Genomic DNA, 17,300 nt, shown 5'->3' with positions numbered 1-17,300 from the left:
TTTACGGCTGATGCCACTTATGATCAAAATGGTGTCGTAAGAAAGCAGCACATCAAGCAGTTCGTAAGCCGATACCAGCAGTTCATCAAGCAGCTCGGCTGTAACTGCTACAGAAACCAGAGGTAACACTAGTTCCTCTAGTTCTAGCGTTAGCCAACCTACTAAACATCAATTGGCAGTTAAATTTTTTGTATTACGTGATAATTATGTCTTCAAGGCAATTGCTGTTGAAACGGCCACTAGGGTATAACCCTAATGGCCTTTTTTATTTCTGTGCTATACTAGGCATTAAAAGTGTTCATTAGAACTGTCCAAAAGGGGAACTGGAAATGGCTAAAATCGGTTATGCGCGTGTGAGTTCCAAGGAGCAACATTTAGATCGACAGTTAGCGGCTTTAAAAGACGTTGATAAATTATTTACGGATAAATTAAGTGGGGCTAACACTAATCGGCCAGAACTGCAAAAAATGCTGGCCTATATTCGTGAGGGTGATATTGTAATGGTCACTGAATTAGATCGCTTAGGCAGAAACAACCATGATTTGACTAAGATCATGAACTCCATTCAAAATAAGGGTGCCACCCTAGATGTGTTAAATTTGCCGTCCATGACAGGAATCGCTGATCCGAACTTACGTCAACTGATGACTAATCTCATCATTGAATTGTATAAGTATCAAGCTGAAAGCGAACGTAAGCGGATCATCGAACGTCAGCAACAAGGCATTGCGCTTGCCAAACAGCAAGGTAAATATCATGGCCGCAACCCCCAATACACCCAAGACGATCTCCACTTGCAACATGCTTTTAAGCTCTATCAAGGTGGTATGAGTGATGTAGATGTTGCCCGCAATACCGGCATTAAACGAACGACCTTTATCAGGTATCGAAAGAAATACAAGATTAAACGAAAATGACTAACAAAGCGGTACTTTTTGTAATGCAACTAAAGGAGAGTGCCTTATGGATATTTTTAGCTTAGATTTAGGAAACAAACAGACCAAATTAAAAAGCAGTAAAGCTGAATATGTACTGCCTTCAAGATATTTAAACCAAGCAGACATGCCGATGTCAGTTGGCAATTCTACAATGAATAATGACCTACACACTTATTCAGTCCCTTTTAGCGACGATAAGTACGTATGGGGTCGAGATATTGACCGACTTCACCTTGACGAATATTTAGCGGATACAATCATGTATGGTGCTCGATACGATAGTGAAGCATTTAAATTACTAGCCAATTTTGCGCTGGGATTACTAGCAAGTGATTTCAAAGCGGCTAAAGATCAAGTTTTAGAAGTAGTCGTCACTGCTGGGCTTCCAACTGGAGATTATGCTGACCAAGGACAATTAAAAGCTTTATTAAAAGTCTTAGAGGGCCAACACCAAGTTACTATTGACGATAAAATCGTGACGGTAAGAGTTCGTAAAGTCTATATTTTGCCTCAACCAATCGGCACCTTATATAACGAGCTATTAGACGGTGAGGGCTTTATCAAGAACAAAGATTTACTAGACGAAAAAGTTGTCATTGTTGATGTAGGTGGTGGCACAATTTTAATTGATACGATTTTAAACTTTGAACTTAGTGGCAAAAACCGCCATCAATTTAATACCGGCGTAAATGATCTATACGAAGCCATTGCCAACGGTATTAATGGTGATATTAGTCTTTATCAATTAGAAAAAGATTTACGAAAGGGAAACCAGCAACATCATTGGAGCTACCGATTTTCTAAAAATCGTCAAGATGATATTACTGATTTGGTTTGCAAGGAAATTGAGCGGTTTACCCGGCGCTTAGTTGCTAATGTAACTTCAACGTTAAAGAACCTTAATAGTATTGATACTTTGTCCTTTACCGGTGGTGGAGCCAATTTGCTTAACCAAAAAATCTTGAATACTACTTTCACTAACGCAGTTATTGTTAAAAATACAGAAGTTGCTAATGTTAACGGATTTTATAAGTACGGATTAAGTCAACAAGCTCAAAACGAAGGGAGCAAGTAATCATGGGAAAAGTTAAAACCTTGAACGTCCGACTAAATCCCGAGAAAATTGTCGACAAAGAAATCCTTGATTACTTTGATAAATCATTAATTCCTAAAACCACGCTTGTTAAAACCGCTTTAATTCACGAAATTGAACGGTTAAAGGCTCCTTACGTTAAAGATGAATTAAAAACTCCAGAAGCCCCTAAAAATGGCGTAGAAAAGCCTTCTAGTTCCAAAGAACGGTTGCAAGGAGGATTTAATGCCTTTTCAGATGATATTTAGAAAAAAGCTGGCAAAATATACAAAACCAAATAAAGTTGCCGCTAGGTAAGCGCTATGCTAGACTAAGATTAATTTAACAACCGAATAAAGAGATCAAGCTAAACAGAAAAATCCCCGATTCACGAGGAATCAGGGATTTTAGGTTTAGCAAGTAGCTACCATACAGCTACTTAGATTCAGTCGACTTTGACTTGGCGGAAAAAATCGACTGAACATTGTTCTTAATTTGTAGGTTAATTATACCGCAAACCAGTCCCCGAGGACAAGTTAAGGATAGTTAAAAAACAAATTAAATCCAATGGACTAAGTAGCCAACAGAAGCTACCTAGTCCATTTTTTGTTGTTAGAAATTAAAAAAGTTGCCGACTGGGCAACTCACAAACAGACACATGCTGATGAATTACAAAGCCACCAGACCAATGAAAGCTTTGTAATTCAGTTAGAGCATATCAGATTTGTATTTTAAAGCAAATCAAATGTTTTAGCAACTCTCTTTTGAGACAGCATGTGTCAGTCAAGAAAGGGAGTTTTTATAATGGATCAAACAAATTTCAAGTTTTATCAAGCTGACAACGTTTATGGGGCCTTGTTCTTTCAGTTTCCCAAAGTATTGATGTACGGCGAACAATATCGGTATTTAAGTAGTGAAGCCAAATTGGCCTACATGGTACTGAAAGATCGGCTCGAGTATTCCTTACGCAATCACTGGGTTGATGAGGAAGGTCACGTCTACTTTATTTTTACCAATCAAGAATTAATGGATCTGTTCAATTGTTCAAAGGGAAAATTAGCCACCGTTAAGAAAGAACTAGAAAAAGCTGGCTTGCTTTATCAAAAAGCCATGCATTTTAATCCCAAAACAGGGAAAAATGAACCCAATCGACTTTACCTAGCCGAACTAGATATGCAATCAACGGACGTTTATTTACGCGGTGAATATGCCCAAAAAGAGCCGCAAACCCTTGTTACGGGAATGTTTAATCGAAAACATGCATAATAAATAATAAAACGCATGCCTATAGGCATGCGTTTTTGTTTCATGTGAAACTATTTATTTTCTCGTTCACGCTCTTTATCATCTTTAAAGCGCTGTTTAATTTCTTCAGGCAAAAGGCTCGGAACAGTTTTATCGTAAAATTCAAAGAAAATAGGAGCTTTGTTAGAATCATTACTCTTAGGATATAAAGCAAAATCAGTTTCGTTGAATGGCAAGCTGATATTACCGCGAATCGCATTAAGAATTTCTCCGACCATGTGTAAAACATATTTACGTGTTTCTGGGGTTAAGGCCATAATTACGCGGCTAAATCTTACAGTTCCCAGCAATTTGTTAGCAGTAATTTGGAACACATTGGTAATATTTAATTCGTCGAATGCCTGAAACAATGCGTCCCATAATTCACCACGTTGTTCATCGGGAATAGTGTGATTAAAGTCAATAAGGGAATGTCGCAGTGATCTTGCACCTGATGTAAGACCTTTAGCTAAAACAAAACTATCTCGTCCAATACTCCAGCGACGAGGATCGTGTTGTTGGATCATTGGTGCAGTACTTTTAACAATTAATACTCGTTCTGGGTGATCTAACATAGTGCCAATGATTGAAGATTCTGGTAGATAAGTCTTCATCTTAGGAAGTGCTCTAACAAAGCCGGGTGAACGCCATACTTGATGGAAAAATCCTGGGCCGTCAAAACTGAGTGCTCTGATAATGCGTTTTTGCAAGGCAGGTTCTGCCACACTTAAAGCATATTCTGCGTAATTGCCGCCTTTTGAGTGACCAGCTAAGTAGATCTTGTCGTCAGGATATTTGGCCGCAATTTCTTTAAGATAATTTGCCGCCACATCTTGACCATAAACCTTAGGCATGTAGTTCATATTCATATCTTCATTCCAGCCGATAATTGAATTGTCGGTGCCGCGGTAAACGATTAAAATAGTTTTCTTATCTAGTTGAAAAGTAGCCGCTGTAAATTGTAATGGATATGGATCTTTCTCCATTCGGTTAGTCCAGTTTAAAATCTCTACATTTCCTAGTCTTGGACTTTTAGGAAGGAGCCAGATCTGGGCACCGGTTTCATCGTGCATTTGTACTTGGAAAGAGGGGAGAGCGCGGAGCTTTTCCGCTACTTCGCTTAGGGTATGTCCTTTAGCTGATTTATCTACGGGAAGATAGATGAGAGAAGAGAAGAGGGATGCATCTACACTGTTGAATGGCTTCTCCTTAAATGATAAATCTCCTCGCCAACGTAAATAGTCAAGAGTTCCTGCCATAAAGTCATCCTTTCATGGTTAATAATGACATTTTACTAATTATTACTCTAAAAATAAATGTTATAAGCCACCGCGTGTGTAACTAATTTTTCGAATATCAGGATATTTGCGTAAAGTCATGATGATTTGATTTTCGTCAATTTTATTGTTGATAACGCCATCGACATAAAGAACGATCTTTTTATCGCTGACATCGAGAATTTTGATTGAAATATTTTAAACTTTATTATTTTCTAGCTCTTGCTTTATTTGTGGTAAAACATCTGGTTTATTGATAGCATCTATCAAAATGTCGAAGCGAATGTGTGGTGTAAGTTTATCAACAATTTCGTCATCATGAAAGAATAGTTGAATTATGAAAAGCAGGGCTGTTGATAAGATGCCGATGAAGGAAATACCGGCGACAATTTGGGCGGCAATTCTTGAAGGATCGAGTGAAAGATCGTGCATGTTGAGCAGATCGATGAAGCCGTATTTAGATACGATCATGAACAAGGCAGAAGCAATAGCAACTACAATGTGCGTTCTGACACCTGCAGTTTTTCTTTGGATAGCTCGTTCATAGCCGATTAGGGCACCACAAAAGGCGGCAACGAGAATCCTGAGCAGCCAATCTAGTTCAGTTGTAATGGGAGCTGATGTCTCCATAAAATCACCTATTGAATGACTAACACTTTTAGTTCCATTCTAACGTAAATAGCCTTATTTGATAGTTTTGAAGATTTTTTTGAATTTTTTTCAAAAAAGGGTTGCACAACTCCCATCTATATGGTTTAATAGATACTGTTGTCGATGAGATAACAAATGAGTTGCTGACTTAGCTCAGTTGGCAGAGCACGTCACTAGTAATGATGAGGTCGGAGGTTCGAATCCTCTAGTCAGCATTAAAAAGAATCATTTTTATTGATTAACCTTGATTTATCAACGTTTTACGAAGATAAGTTAAGGTTAATTTTTTGTATAAAGAAAAATAATGCACATAATCTGCACACGTTTTAGAGTGTGTGCATTGAATGAACTCAGAACGTAGAATAAAGGTTGATATGACGGGCTTTAAGCCCGTTTTTTGTGTGCACAGCGTGAACACGGAGCATAATTGAATTATTAGAAACAATGTAGACTAAATAGGTAAAAATATGAGTTATACGATTTATACCAAAGGAATAACTAGTAATTTCTTCGATAAAGATAGATATAAAATTGGAAACTGTCAAATTTTATGTGTAAATAGATCTTTCCCTTAGATTGATTTTTTAATTTATCTTCTAATCAAAGTAAGATTCCAAGGTATCTTGAACCTGGCCAAAGCCTTTGTGGATTCGATTGAAATATCGATCATTGTAGCTCAATGCTTGGATGCCTATAAATGTGTCCAATGATTGCTCTGTTGGAAATTCAGCTTTACGCTTAACAATATTGTTAAACGATTCAATCATGTTCGTTGAATAGATTGACGGTCTAATCTGCTTTGGATAATTATAAAATACAAGCATATCAGCCTCGATTGCCTTTAAATTTCTTACCACGTGACCGTATAACTTGCCCCATTTAGCGTAAAAGTCATTCATGACTGCTTCACGATCATTGGTACAAAGATTGCGCATAACATGTACCAGGCAGCGTTGAAAGTGAGCTTTAAGATAAGCTTCTACAAGCGTCTGCTTCATACCAACGACACCATCTGAAAGAAACAGTTCAACTTGCTTTAAGCCCCGGCTTTTCATGTTCTGAAGCATTTCTGTCCAGACTTCGATATTTTCATTTGGAGCTATGCAGTAGTCAATAACTTCTTTGCGCCCGTTAGGCTTGATACCAATGGCACTGTAATGGCTGCCGTACATCTTCTCAATCAAATCAGCTATTTCTCTGGTGGTCACGCCTTTAGAATAGAGTTTGATAACCATGTCTTCTAAGACATCTGAGTGCTGTTTATAATCGGGCAGAGTGTGCTGGTGAAACTTGCCATTGCGATCTCGCGGTACTTGGATTTCAATCTCTCCAAATTGGGTATCAATCTTGCGATAATAAGCACCAATTCTAGAATTGCCGGAACTCCAGCCGCTTCTTGCATAAGGGTCATAGCCGAAAAAGGCAGTTAATTCAGCTTCTAGCAGATCATTAACTGCTCTTTCAATTTCTTGGCGCAATAAATCATTAATTTTGTCTTGATTAAATAGTGCTTGGGCTATATTTTTGGTAAAATCATTCATGAAAGGGTTCTTCTTTCCGTATTGTTTTTATGTGTTCAAATCAATCATACGGGAAAGGAGCTCCTTTTTCTAATATTTAAAGAAATAACTTTAAGGAATCATTCATCCTTACACAAAACATTTTACAGTCTCAAGTTAAGTCTTGGATAAATTTTAGAAGTATTTTTTAACTGCATAGAAAAAACTAAATTTTTAGTTCAGATAGTAAAACACAGAAATTCATTATTTTTTAGTGAATTTCTGTGTTTTTTTATTAATTTGGAAGAGTCCACCAAATTAGCGGACAAAAAAGCAGTTTTGTCTGCTAATTTGAGACAAAACTGCAAAAGTGTATTTTTTTATTGAAGAAAGCATTGTTCTACAAGTTTATCTCCGTATAATTTCAAATATCAAAAGTTGTATGGAGGAAAATATGGGAAAAATTCTTGTAGGCTTTGCTTTCTTTTGTTTTTTATTCTTTGCCCAAGGGGCAAGAAACGTGCAAGCCGTCATTATGGATGTTAGCGATAATTTTGTTTCGCTTAATGTTGATAAAAAAGCGGCCTGGTACAACGATGAATTTGTTCATGTGCGAGCCAAATTTAGTGATAGAAGGCTAGCTTTTACTGCTAACAGCATAATGGAGATTACGTGGGAAAAAGCAGGTAGTGCATCGCTTCAAGGAATTAAGAAAAAGAATAGACTGGTAATTCAGGACGAAGCAGGTAAAGACCATGAGGTCGGTCAATATGTTGTTAATAAAGATGGGGTAATCATTTCTTTCAATAATGAAATAGAGGATTTTGAAAATGTAACTGGTCAAGTTGATTTTGATCTGCAAGTTAAAAATAAATCCGAAAAAAGAGAATACCCAATTGTATATGCAGGCGATTTAACTAAAAATTTGCACGTAGGAGGACAAAACGAGCCTGTAGAAGAGATTGGCTCAGTTAATATTAATGGAATTTACGATCAAGACAACATTTCCTGGGAAATCAATATCGATCCAGACAAGGCAGAATATGATCAAATTGAAGTAGAAAATACTATTCCCGAGGGCTTAGTTTTAGATGGAAAATCTTTGAAGATTAAAGTTGCAAATCATGAGATTAAATTAGACAAAAATAGTTTGCAAGCTGATAGCAACAATCTAAAGCTGACTTTGGATGGTGAAAAATATCACGGTCCCGTTAGCATTAGCTATAACACTCAAGTTAAAGATTTTGCTGCACTCGGTGCTATAAATCAGGTAGCTGTACGTTATCAATCAAATGACAATAAAACGATTAAAACAATTAGTAAAAATATTTATGGAGGAAAAATTCAAGATAAAGAAATTACAAGCATTTTTGGCAAACTTCTCAAGACGCAAGAGACTGGAAAGAAGAATACAGAGGGGGATAGATATGGGGAAAAAGTTACGCGAATTAGCAGGACAAACAGAAATGAGATGTTGATGGCTCGAAGAGCTGATGGAAGCAGAGAAGAAAAATCAGACCCTGAATCAAGATATAAAGAATTAAAGCTTCCAGTAGCAGGCTTAACAGGCTTTGATAATAAGCCAACTACAATTAGTACACCTAAAGCAAGACATAGTGATAAGGACTTCAAAATTGTCGCAGATAAAATTTTAGATGATGATGACTTAAAAGAAACTAGTCTCAAAAATAGACACAGATCACGAACATCTTCAGCTAGCTTACCTAAAGCTGGTGAATCTGCCACAATTGTTTTGTCAATTACAGGTTTATTTATGCTAATTATGGGTGCCCTTACATTGGGCTTAAAAAAGGAAAAGTAGATAGTCAATAAAATCTATATTTTAGATAGCCAAATTACTCTCTTTCACTTATTATGGATATATAACCTTGTATATTGAAAGAGAAATATAAAGATGCCATACACTATTTCTGAAATTATTGTTTTATTTTTTACATATTCTTTTATTGGCTGGCTATGGGAAACAATATATTGTTCAATTAAGGATCATCATTTTGATTATCGTGGATTCCTGTTTGGCCCATATTGTCCAGTTTATGGATTCGCGGTCACTACAGTTTTAATCTGTACCAAAGATGTTCAAGATAATATCTTCTTGCTGTTTATTGTCGGAATAATCGTCGCGACAGCGTTTGAATATGTTGCTAGTTTATTTCTTGAAAAAGTCTTCCATCTTAAATTGTGGGATTATTCAAAACTTTGGGGTAATCTCCAAGGACGTGTAGCTCCAGCTATCTCCTTATTCTGGGGCTTTGGAGTAATTATATTAGTTAAATTTATCCAACCGTTTATTCAAAAGATTATCAATCTTGAAGAAAGAGAGACGCATGGTTGGCTGGCCGTCGGAATCACAATAGTCATGGGAATTGATACTATCTTAACTGTAATCAGTGTAGAAAGATTCCACATGACAACCAAGATGTGGGACAATCACATCAATCAATTTATTGAACGTGTTAGATCTAGAGTAGAAAGTAGAATGGCTGAGAAAGGTAAGCTTAAGGTTGGTGATTGGCATCACTCAGTTATTCAGCACTACGACGAATTAAAACCAAATCGTTTAAGTTGGAATCAAAAACGTATGCTTAAGAGCTTCCCTAAATTAAGAGTTTTGGATGCACCTAAGTTTATGAAAATAAAGAAAGCAATTATTGAAAAAGAAAATCGCTCAAACAAAAACACCGCTGCCTAATCCGGCAACGGTGTTTTTTTAGCCATTAATACGGTTCTTTTCTCGCACTTTGCTTTTTATTTCGGTGTAACCATCAAGTACATTTGCGTAGCGTCCTAAGATGAAAAGGTAATCGGAAAGGCGATTCATGTACTCCAAATCGCAATCGTCTAATTTTTGTTCATTTAAACACAACTTGACTAAAGACCTTTCGGCACGTCTAGCAACGGTTCTAGCATATTGTAAGTTAGCACCCGTAACCTTGCCACCAGGCAAGATAAATTCAGGAATAGTGGGTATTTTAGGAGTTAATTCATTAATGCGGTCTTCTAACTGTGTGACATTTTTCTCACTAATTTCATGATGATGCTTAACGACAATATCGGCTTGCAGTTGGTATAAATTACGCTGAACGTTTTCCAGTTCTTCACGTAATTCCCGGCAATTCTTTGATAAGTTGGCGATCACTACACCAAGGTATGATTGAAGCTCATCCACATTGCCCAATGCTTCAATTTGCAGGTCATATTTGGGCACCATTTTACCAGTAACCTGCTTGGTTAACCCTTTGTCGCCAACTTTAGTGTAGATTTTGATTGTCATTAGATTATCCTCCGTTGATAGGCTTTAAGTGCTTGGGTGATTGGTTTATATAAAACAAAGTAGAAGACAAAGTTGCCAATTGCATGGTAGGTATCAAAGGCGAAGCTAGAAACAAGGTAAGCGATGAAAGCAGGCAAACCACCGAAAATAGTCATCCCCAGGTCGACTAAAAAGCCGTATTCCCAACCTAAAAAGGTGGCCAAAGCTACCTGTAACCAAAAGTGATTTTGCAGTGGCGTAACTTTGTTTAAAAAGGCCACAGTTAATACACAACCAGCATAAGCTAAGATTTGGGGAATAGTCCAAATGCCGAATCCCAAATAAATATTAGAAATCAACATTGTCAAAGCAGCTAAAGTGATACCTGAGCCGATACCCAAATAAAGAGTAACAATCATCAAGATATCAGTTACTGGTTGTACGTTGGGAATAGGAATAATTTTGAAGATACGCAAGACCACGCACATTGCTGTAAGCATGGCCAGTAATGCGATTTGTCTGATTTGCAGCCGCTCAGTAACCATAAATTACTTCACCTTGTCTAGAGTAAATTTAACTTTATCCTTGTTAGCAACAGCTTGTTTGTCGGCACCTTTGGTTGCCCATTTGCCGTTAATTGTGTAAGTCCAATAAATCTTTTTCTTAGGGTTTTGCTTTTTACCATCGATTGAAGTAATAAAGCCCTTAGTTTCTTGCACTTTCCATGCTTTCTTAAGACCGGTAATTACCTTGGCCTTTTTCTTAGGAATCTTAACGGATTTATCACTTACGGTTTTTTTGCCTTGTTTCAAGGTGTAGTTAACCGTAATTTGATTGTTAGAGCTCTTTTTGGCAGTGGATGAACTATTATTTGAGCATCCCGTCAAAAATAAAGTTAAAAATGCAACGATTGTAAATAATAAACTAAATTTGTGTTTGTTCTTCATTTTTATCTCCTAATAAATTACTTGATTGGGCAAGCTCCACCTTCACAGTCGGTTTGTCCTACAATTTCTAATCCCTTTTGATCATCATTTTGCTTTGCAAATACTTCTTCAACATCATCAGTAATCAAAGCAGCTCTTTCTTTATAGGTCTTCTTGTCAATTGGCTCTTTTGGAGCTTGCTTGAGTGAACCACCGTAGTAAGGAAGAAGTGAAGTTGATTTGATAGTGTGTCTGTATTGGTGAAGAAGTGGAGCAATTTCGTCATTTTCATCTGATTGGAAGGTGATGGTGCAGCTGACGGCATTGTCAGACCAGTATGTTTGCAAGAATGCTTGGGTCGCGAATTGTTCCGCGATTGAAACTGTTCCGGCAGAAGCAAAGTTTTTACTATCGGCGTGAGCAGCCCGTAATGGAAATTCGACGCAAATAGTGTTCTTAGTGTAAATATCTGGTTCAGTATGATAGCCGCATTCTCTTAATGCTGGAAGCAATGGATCACTAGCCTGGAAACGAATTCTCTGAATCAAATAACCAGCATAGTGGAAGTGCATCCCTTCTGACACACCAGCCAATTTAGCCACCGTACCAGATGGTTTAACTGTGGTGTGCTTAATTGATGGGTGGGTGCCTAATTCCTTGCTGTAGGCCTTATCTGCGTCGACTACATCCTTGTATAAGCCATCCACTCTTTCAACTGCCTGTGAATCATAGATTGGTTTCTTAATCTTTTCACCAGTTCCTGCATCGACGGCATCTTCAAAGCCAGTGACTACTCTGTGGCCTAAGTCATTAAGCAGCCAGTCTTGAATACCAGACATTGAAATACCGATTCTGCGGTTCTTTTGAATAATCTTACGTGAAACTTCCCAGTCGTAGTGACTAAAGGTAACTCTCTTAGCAAAACGAGTAGCTAAGGCGAAGGCCTCCTTTAAGTCCCAGCCTTGCATTTCAGCGATGTATGGGAAGACCTCAAACAAGTTGCATGGCTCACCATTTGCCAAAGAAATTTCTCCACAAGGATTAGTACCTTCAACGTCATCGTCAATTCCTGGTTGATAGCCATCAACAATACGACCATAGTTGCGTGACAAATCTAAGTTAACGATACCAGGCTCGCCATTATGCAAAATGCCGTCAGCAATTGGACCATAATTATTAAACTTAGAATTAATGGCCACACTGTTGTTAGAAGCCCAACGGTGGTGATAAAGCTTTTTCTTATCCTGCTTCATCTTGATAAAGTCTTGGTCGTCGCTAGAGCCAAGTGCAAGCTCAGCTGAACGACGAACGTTGCCAGCAACAACTGTTTTACCAATCAAGTTACAAATGTCAGTCGCATCAACAGCAGTCAAGTTTTTACCTGCGCGGGCATTAATGACGTTGTTGATATCGATAAACATTTCAACTAAAGGCATTGGACCTGAAGCAGTACCGCCGAAGCCATGGATCTTGGCACCGTATGGACGAATGTCAGTAATGTCCAAAACTAATTTGGTCTTTCGATCAGGATTGGTTTGGTTAAAGTGCATATCAATTAAACGGGCATTGGCAAGAACCCAGCCTTCACGAGTATCAGGCAATCTGTAGTAAATCACGTCGCCTTGATCTGGATTTTGCTTTTTCCATTCGTCTTTATCAACGGCGCCAACCTTGATTGAGGCATCGTGTGACTTGCTGTCTTTATCGATTACAACAGTTAAATCGATTTTGTTATTAACCTTAGGAATTTGCTTGATGTTGTCGTTAACAACTGAAAAACCAACGCCGCCGCCTTTCATCAATTGATCGAATAGGAATGAGAAAGGCATGGAGACAGCTTTTTCTCTCTTATCAACGTAAGAAGGCACGATGTGACTGTCGCCATATTCTTGAGGACGAATAGCGATGAACCAGCAGTTGTTTAATGAATCGCCAGTCCGTTTTTGATAATCGGTTCCTGAAATCCAAAGGTTACGACCTGAAGGGGTAGCTGATAAGCCATAAACTAAACGGAATAATCGTTTAGCTTCATTGGTCAATTCGCTGATAACTTTTTTAGAGGGAGAGTCTTTTAGACGTGGATCAAGGTTGATGTTACCTTCGATCACACGCTTAACTGTCTCATCCCAGTTTTCTGAACGATCTTGATCAGGAAGCCAACGGGCATAAGTTCTCTTATAGGTTACCCAGCCAAGTTCACCCCAGTGAGGTTTGATTTCATGTTTCACTTGATCAATAAAGTTTTGATCTAGTTCAATTCTAGTAGATGGCATGTTTTTCACTCCTAAAAGATTATTATTGTTTCACAAAACACATTATGTATGCTTGCATATCTAAATGTACCACAATATCTTGTGGCTTGTAGAAAATTATCGTGGATAGCATTGATTTGTAAACTGTAAATCCCATCAGAATAGGGCTAATAAATTAGAAAAAATTTTAGATAAAATGTGGTATAGCTTTAGAAAGCAAAAAATATAGAAAATTATCATGTTACAATCAAAAATAATGGAAAAAGCGAGGTTTGATTCATGAATACAGCTTGGCAAAAATTTAAAGACAATGTGCCATTGCGTAGAGTTGTCGTATTTTTGTTAATCGTAGCTTGTTTGTACGAGATGCGGGCAATGATGAATACGATTCTGTTAACATTTATTTTTACTTACGTAATCGTGCACCTGATTCGTTTAGTACAGCATTACATTCCTAAGATGCCGACAGGAATAATAGTTGTCGTCATGTATCTAATAATTCTGGCGCTATTGTATTTTGTTATAACGGTTTACTTGCCCATGCTGGCGGTGCAAATCAGTAAGATGGTGAAGTCCGTTATGGCATTTTATGAAAGCGATGAATCGTTGCGTTTGATGTCGTACGTAACGCGTTACATTAGTAAAGGTGAGTTGATTGAACAGGCAAAGCACGCTATGACTTTTGCCTTTCACACTGCTACTAATATCGGCACGCTGACGGTTGCTACATTTATGTCGCTAATCTTGAGTTTCTTTTACACGATTGAATTAAAGAAGATGAAGGAATTTTCTAGTCTATTCGTTAAAAGCGGTTATTTGAAGTGGCTTTTTGAAGATATTCGCTATTTCGGTAAAAAATTTACCAATACCTTTGGTGTAGTGCTTGAGGCCCAATTCTTTATTGCGATTTGTAACACAGCTTTGACAATGATCGGTTTAGCTATAATGAAAATGCCACAGATTGTCGCCTTAGGTTTGATGGTCTTTATTTTGAGTTTGGTTCCAGTAGCCGGTGTAATTATTTCACTGATTCCGCTAAGTATTGTGGGCTACTCAGTAGGCGGCATTCGCTACGTGATTTACATTTTCATTATGATCATGATTATTCACGCCGTTGAAGCCTATGTCTTAAATCCTAAGTTCATGGCCAGCAAGACTGAATTACCAATTTTCTACACATTCTTGGTTTTGCTTGTGGCAGAACACTTCTGGGGCACCTGGGGCTTGATCGTAGGTGTGCCAATCTTTACTTTCTTCTTGGATGTTTTAGGCATTAAGCCAACTAAAAAGAGTAAGAAGAAGGCAGTTCTAAAATGAGATTATTACTGACAGGCGATAGCATCATCGCACGCAATGAAGGCAAAGAAGAGCCGCATATTAACTGGAATTTAAAAAAGATGTTGCCTGACGTAGAAATTGAAAATACTGCAGTGTCGGGGAGCAATTCAGGTGCATTTTTTGCAAGACTTAATGAATTAGTTTTGAGCGTGAAAAAGTGCGATAACTTGGTAATTTTACTTGGGACTAATGATCTGGCAACGCATAAGCAAGTACCGTTAACGCAATTTAAGCAAAATATGGAACTGATTTGTTCAGCGATAATTTGTGCATATTATCCGCCACATGTTTTGCTTGTTTCGCCACCCGCCGTTGATGAGGAAAAGCAGCTTGTGCGCGATAATGCTTTGGTGGGAAAATATGCTGAGGTGGTAGAGAAAGTCGCAAAAGAATATCATTTTAGATATGCTGATTTGTGCCAAGCGATGTTGGATGCAGGAGATATCAAGAAGATAGCTCAAGGGATGAAAAATGATGGCCTGCACTTTGGGGATGCAGGCTATGAAATACTAGCTAAATTGATTGTTGAAAATTTAAAGAGTATGTAAAAAAGAGGCCTTCTGGCCTCTTTATTTTTTATCTAAATTACCTTATTGCCGCAAAGACCAATCCACCTATGGCTACTAAAGCCAAGAATGGAATAAGTAAATATGCGCAAAATACAAAAATCAATCCGGCCACGAGTAAAAAGCCGAAAATTTTGATTAAGCCAATCCCCAACTTGAAGAAAAGCCAAATCAAGAAAATTGTTAACAAAAGTGAAAGCATAATTCATACCTCCATAATCTATGAGAACATTTTACTACCAAGATAGAAGTAGAGAGTAGATTAAGTATTTCAATTTTAGAAAAAATAAAGAAACGTTTGTGAAATTAAGTTACCGTTAACAGAACAAATCATATTGAAAGCTCTTTCTGAAATCGATATCATTAAAAACACGAAAGCGATTTATATGAGGGGAGAAAAGTAACTTGGAGCAAGAAAAATCAGGGTTACCAACGCTAGCCGCATCCACAATTTGGATGATTAGCTTGGGTTATTTAGGTGTACAAATTGCATTTACTTTGGAAACTTCTCAAATGAGTAGAATTTTCCAAACTTTAGGGGCTGATCCAACAAAATTAGGTTGGTTCTTCATTTTGCCACCACTTGCAGGATTGGTGGTACAGCCAGGAATCGGGTCTTTATCAGACCGTACTTGGATTCCTAAGATTGGTAGAAGATTACCTTATTTGTTAATCGGGATGATCTTCGCCGTAATCACAATGGTCATTTTGCCAAATGTTGGTAGTTTTGGCTTAGGATATGGATCCTTAGAAGCACTTATTTTCGGTGCTGTCGCAATTGCCGTATTGGACGTTGCTTCTAACATGGCCATGCAGCCATTTAAGATGATGATCGGTGATATGGTTAACGATGAACAAAAATCATATGCTTACGGAATTCAAAGTATGCTTTCCAACTTTGGTGCTGTAATTGCCGCATTTTTCCCATTCTTGTTAACTAGTTTTGGTGTTGCTAACACTGCTAAAAAGGGTGTGGTACCACAATCAGTTGTCATTTCATTTTATGTAGGTGCAGCTGTTTTGGTAATCACGTCATTGTTCACTATCTTCAGAGTTCACGAATATGATCCAGAAACTTATGCTCGTTACCACGGCATTAAGGAATCAGATAACACAGAAGGTGGTGGCTGGATTGAACTTTTAAAGAAAGCCCCAAAGGTTTTCTGGCAAGTTTCATTAGTTCAGTTCTTCTGCTGGATTTCATTCCAATACCTTTCAACTTACGCAACTGGCGCGATTGCTCAAAATGTATGGCACACAACCAACGCATCTTCAGCTGGCTATCAAGTTGCCGGCAACTGGTTCGGTGTTTTAACTGCTGTTCAATCTATTGCAGCCGTAATTTGGTCATACGTTTTGGCTGAGGTGCCAAATGACCACCACAAGATGGGTTACGGTGTAAGTTTGCTCTTAGGTGCAATTGGCTACACTTCAATCTTCTTAATTCATTCACAAATGTTGTTGATTCTTTCATTCATTTTGATTGGAATCAGCTGGGCCGGAATGAACACTTATCCATTGACTATGGTATCGAATGCTTTATCAGGTAAACACATGGGAACTTACTTAGGTTTGTTCAACTGTTCAATTTGTTTACCACAAATTATTGCTTCACTCCTTAGTTTCATTATTTTCCCAATGGTAGGTAACTCAATGCCAACCATGATGCTTATCACTGGTATTTCAGGATTTTTAGCTGCTTTATCAGTTATGGGTATTAAAGAAACTTACGTAAAATAATTTAGACCAAAAGAAAAATGCATGAAGTCAAAATTTGGCTTCGTGCATTTTTTATGTATTCATTTAGTTAGAATATTGTTTAATTTATTAATCTTTAACAACATCCTTAATGTTCAACCATTGGTTGCCACTGATCTTAACAAGCTTTTTACCGTTAGTCTTCTTAACATCTTTAGCGGTGAAAGTTGAACCCATTGAAACTGTTTTAGCAGTCTTTGTACCATTTGCGTTTAAAACAGCAACCTTTTGGTTCTTAGTGTCTTTAATAGCAACGAAGATCTTGTCGCCTTTCTTGATAGCTGGGTTAGTAGGAACAACTTCTGCGACACCCAACTTTGGAGCAGTGAAGCTAGCAGCTTCGGTAACTGAAGTACTAACACCTAACAAACTCATTGAAGCAACTGCGACTGAAACAATCTTAACTAATTTCTTTGAATCAAACATGATCCTATAATAACGTTTATGCCAAGTTTTAATTATAAA

At 37.7% G+C, this 17,300-nt stretch carries 16 protein-coding genes, 1 tRNA gene and 2 pseudogenes; 10 read left to right on the top strand and 9 right to left on the bottom strand.

What is annotated here, in order from left to right; all coding sequences use genetic code 11:
• Positions 1–329: 329 nt before the first annotated feature.
• The 4 genes and pseudogenes from FC37_RS05780 to FC37_RS05765 all read left to right on the top strand — a co-directional run.
• Positions 330–917 (top strand): recombinase family protein, encoded by a 588-nt coding sequence (locus FC37_RS05780; RefSeq protein WP_056945540.1) that lies wholly within the window; start codon positions 330–332, stop codon positions 915–917.
• Between the two features lie 46 nt (positions 918–963).
• Entirely contained in the window at positions 964–2,013 is a 1,050-nt protein-coding gene (locus FC37_RS05775; protein ID WP_025006135.1) for a ParM/StbA family protein, read from the top strand.
• A 2-nt stretch (positions 2,014–2,015) separates the two neighbouring features.
• A complete protein-coding gene (locus FC37_RS05770; RefSeq protein ID WP_025006134.1) occupies positions 2,016–2,279 on the top strand; it encodes a hypothetical protein in 264 nt (87 codons plus the stop codon).
• A 535-nt stretch (positions 2,280–2,814) separates the two neighbouring features.
• Positions 2,815–3,249 (top strand): annotated as a pseudogene (locus tag FC37_RS05765) (replication initiator protein A); the annotation flags it as partial.
• A gap of 77 nt (positions 3,250–3,326) precedes the next feature.
• Here the strand turns inward: FC37_RS05765 and FC37_RS05760 are convergent.
• Both FC37_RS05760 and FC37_RS05755 read right to left on the bottom strand, forming a co-directional pair.
• Positions 3,327–4,553 (bottom strand): DUF2974 domain-containing protein, encoded by a 1,227-nt coding sequence (locus FC37_RS05760; protein WP_025006132.1) that lies wholly within the window; start codon positions 4,551–4,553, stop codon positions 3,327–3,329.
• A gap of 60 nt (positions 4,554–4,613) precedes the next feature.
• Positions 4,614–5,201: pseudogene (locus FC37_RS05755) on the bottom strand (MgtC/SapB family protein).
• Between the two features lie 163 nt (positions 5,202–5,364).
• On the opposite strand from FC37_RS05755, the gene FC37_RS05750 reads away from it, so the two are divergent.
• Positions 5,365–5,437: transfer RNA gene (locus FC37_RS05750), tRNA-Thr, on the top strand.
• A gap of 381 nt (positions 5,438–5,818) precedes the next feature.
• Here the strand turns inward: FC37_RS05750 and FC37_RS05745 are convergent.
• A complete protein-coding gene (locus tag FC37_RS05745; protein ID WP_025006131.1) occupies positions 5,819–6,763 on the bottom strand; it encodes an IS256 family transposase in 945 nt (314 codons plus the stop codon).
• A 412-nt stretch (positions 6,764–7,175) separates the two neighbouring features.
• Here FC37_RS05745 and FC37_RS05740 point away from each other — a divergent pair, with 412 nt between their 5' ends.
• The gene (locus FC37_RS05740) at positions 7,176–8,543 is read left to right on the top strand and encodes an LPXTG cell wall anchor domain-containing protein (protein ID WP_056945539.1); all 1,368 of its coding nucleotides are present in this window, start codon (positions 7,176–7,178) and stop codon (positions 8,541–8,543) included.
• Positions 8,544–8,636: 93 nt separating this feature from the next.
• Complete coding sequence (locus FC37_RS05735) at positions 8,637–9,434, top strand: putative ABC transporter permease (protein ID WP_025006130.1); 798 nt, start codon at positions 8,637–8,639, stop codon at positions 9,432–9,434.
• Between the two features lie 18 nt (positions 9,435–9,452).
• Here the strand turns inward: FC37_RS05735 and FC37_RS05730 are convergent, their stop codons facing one another.
• The 4 genes from FC37_RS05730 to nrdJ are packed head-to-tail and all read right to left on the bottom strand — an operon-like array spanning position 9,453 to position 13,194.
• The gene (locus FC37_RS05730) at positions 9,453–10,016 is read right to left on the bottom strand and encodes a cob(I)yrinic acid a,c-diamide adenosyltransferase (protein WP_025006129.1); all 564 of its coding nucleotides are present in this window, start codon (positions 10,014–10,016) and stop codon (positions 9,453–9,455) included.
• The gene (locus FC37_RS05725) at positions 10,016–10,540 is read right to left on the bottom strand and encodes an ECF transporter S component (RefSeq protein WP_025006128.1); all 525 of its coding nucleotides are present in this window, start codon (positions 10,538–10,540) and stop codon (positions 10,016–10,018) included. The genes FC37_RS05730 and FC37_RS05725 overlap by 1 nt, the downstream gene beginning before the upstream one ends.
• 3 nt (positions 10,541–10,543) lie before the next feature.
• Entirely contained in the window at positions 10,544–10,942 is a 399-nt protein-coding gene (locus tag FC37_RS05720) for a DUF4430 domain-containing protein (RefSeq protein WP_013436882.1), read from the bottom strand.
• 17 nt (positions 10,943–10,959) lie between these two features.
• Positions 10,960–13,194 (bottom strand): ribonucleoside-triphosphate reductase, adenosylcobalamin-dependent, encoded by a 2,235-nt coding sequence (gene nrdJ, locus FC37_RS05715; RefSeq protein WP_025006127.1) that lies wholly within the window; start codon positions 13,192–13,194, stop codon positions 10,960–10,962.
• Between the two features lie 258 nt (positions 13,195–13,452).
• Here nrdJ and FC37_RS05710 point away from each other — a divergent pair, with 258 nt between their 5' ends.
• Positions 13,453–14,490 (top strand): AI-2E family transporter, encoded by a 1,038-nt coding sequence (locus FC37_RS05710; RefSeq protein ID WP_025006126.1) that lies wholly within the window; start codon positions 13,453–13,455, stop codon positions 14,488–14,490.
• Positions 14,487–15,059 carry an SGNH/GDSL hydrolase family protein gene (locus tag FC37_RS05705; RefSeq protein ID WP_056945538.1) on the top strand — a complete coding sequence of 191 codons (573 nt, stop codon included), beginning with the start codon at positions 14,487–14,489 and terminating at the stop codon, positions 15,057–15,059. The genes FC37_RS05710 and FC37_RS05705 overlap by 4 nt, the downstream gene beginning before the upstream one ends.
• A gap of 37 nt (positions 15,060–15,096) precedes the next feature.
• On the opposite strand, the gene FC37_RS05700 is transcribed toward FC37_RS05705, so the two are convergent.
• Positions 15,097–15,279: a hypothetical protein gene (locus FC37_RS05700; protein ID WP_025006125.1), complete on the bottom strand. Its 183-nt coding sequence runs from the start codon at positions 15,277–15,279 to the stop codon at positions 15,097–15,099.
• Between the two features lie 203 nt (positions 15,280–15,482).
• Here FC37_RS05700 and FC37_RS05695 point away from each other — a divergent pair, with 203 nt between their 5' ends.
• Positions 15,483–16,817: an SLC45 family MFS transporter gene (locus FC37_RS05695; protein ID WP_056945537.1), complete on the top strand. Its 1,335-nt coding sequence runs from the start codon at positions 15,483–15,485 to the stop codon at positions 16,815–16,817.
• 87 nt (positions 16,818–16,904) lie between these two features.
• Here the strand turns inward: FC37_RS05695 and FC37_RS05690 are convergent, their stop codons facing one another.
• Entirely contained in the window at positions 16,905–17,261 is a 357-nt protein-coding gene (locus FC37_RS05690; RefSeq protein WP_025006124.1) for a hypothetical protein, read from the bottom strand.
• Positions 17,262–17,300 lie beyond the last annotated feature (39 nt).

Origin of the sequence: Lactobacillus gallinarum DSM 10532 = JCM 2011 (assembly GCF_001434975.1) — a bacterium.
GTDB lineage: Bacteria > Bacillota > Bacilli > Lactobacillales > Lactobacillaceae > Lactobacillus > Lactobacillus gallinarum.
Note: the sequence above shows the minus strand (reverse complement) of the source record. Positions and strands in the feature narration are given on the sequence as shown.

Bases quoted from the DNA above. Each gene is read 5' to 3' on its own strand.
- FC37_RS05700 (WP_025006125.1), bottom strand. From the start codon at position 15,279: ATGCTTTCACTTTTGTTAACAATTTTCTTGATTTGGCTTTTCTTCAAG.
- FC37_RS05705 (WP_056945538.1), top strand. From the start codon at position 14,487: ATGAGATTATTACTGACAGGCGATAGCATCATCGCACGCAATGAAGGC.
- nrdJ (WP_025006127.1), bottom strand. From the start codon at position 13,194: ATGCCATCTACTAGAATTGAACTAGATCAAAACTTTATTGATCAAGTG.
- FC37_RS05740 (WP_056945539.1), top strand. From the start codon at position 7,176: ATGGGAAAAATTCTTGTAGGCTTTGCTTTCTTTTGTTTTTTATTCTTT.
- FC37_RS05780 (WP_056945540.1), top strand. From the start codon at position 330: ATGGCTAAAATCGGTTATGCGCGTGTGAGTTCCAAGGAGCAACATTTA.
- FC37_RS05725 (WP_025006128.1), bottom strand. From the start codon at position 10,540: ATGGTTACTGAGCGGCTGCAAATCAGACAAATCGCATTACTGGCCATG.
- FC37_RS05690 (WP_025006124.1), bottom strand. From the start codon at position 17,261: ATGTTTGATTCAAAGAAATTAGTTAAGATTGTTTCAGTCGCAGTTGCT.
- FC37_RS05720 (WP_013436882.1), bottom strand. From the start codon at position 10,942: ATGAAGAACAAACACAAATTTAGTTTATTATTTACAATCGTTGCATTT.
- FC37_RS05735 (WP_025006130.1), top strand. From the start codon at position 8,637: ATGCCATACACTATTTCTGAAATTATTGTTTTATTTTTTACATATTCT.
- FC37_RS05760 (WP_025006132.1), bottom strand. From the start codon at position 4,553: ATGGCAGGAACTCTTGACTATTTACGTTGGCGAGGAGATTTATCATTT.
- FC37_RS05745 (WP_025006131.1), bottom strand. From the start codon at position 6,763: ATGAATGATTTTACCAAAAATATAGCCCAAGCACTATTTAATCAAGAC.
- FC37_RS05775 (WP_025006135.1), top strand. From the start codon at position 964: ATGGATATTTTTAGCTTAGATTTAGGAAACAAACAGACCAAATTAAAA.
- FC37_RS05710 (WP_025006126.1), top strand. From the start codon at position 13,453: ATGAATACAGCTTGGCAAAAATTTAAAGACAATGTGCCATTGCGTAGA.
- FC37_RS05730 (WP_025006129.1), bottom strand. From the start codon at position 10,016: ATGACAATCAAAATCTACACTAAAGTTGGCGACAAAGGGTTAACCAAG.
- FC37_RS05770 (WP_025006134.1), top strand. From the start codon at position 2,016: ATGGGAAAAGTTAAAACCTTGAACGTCCGACTAAATCCCGAGAAAATT.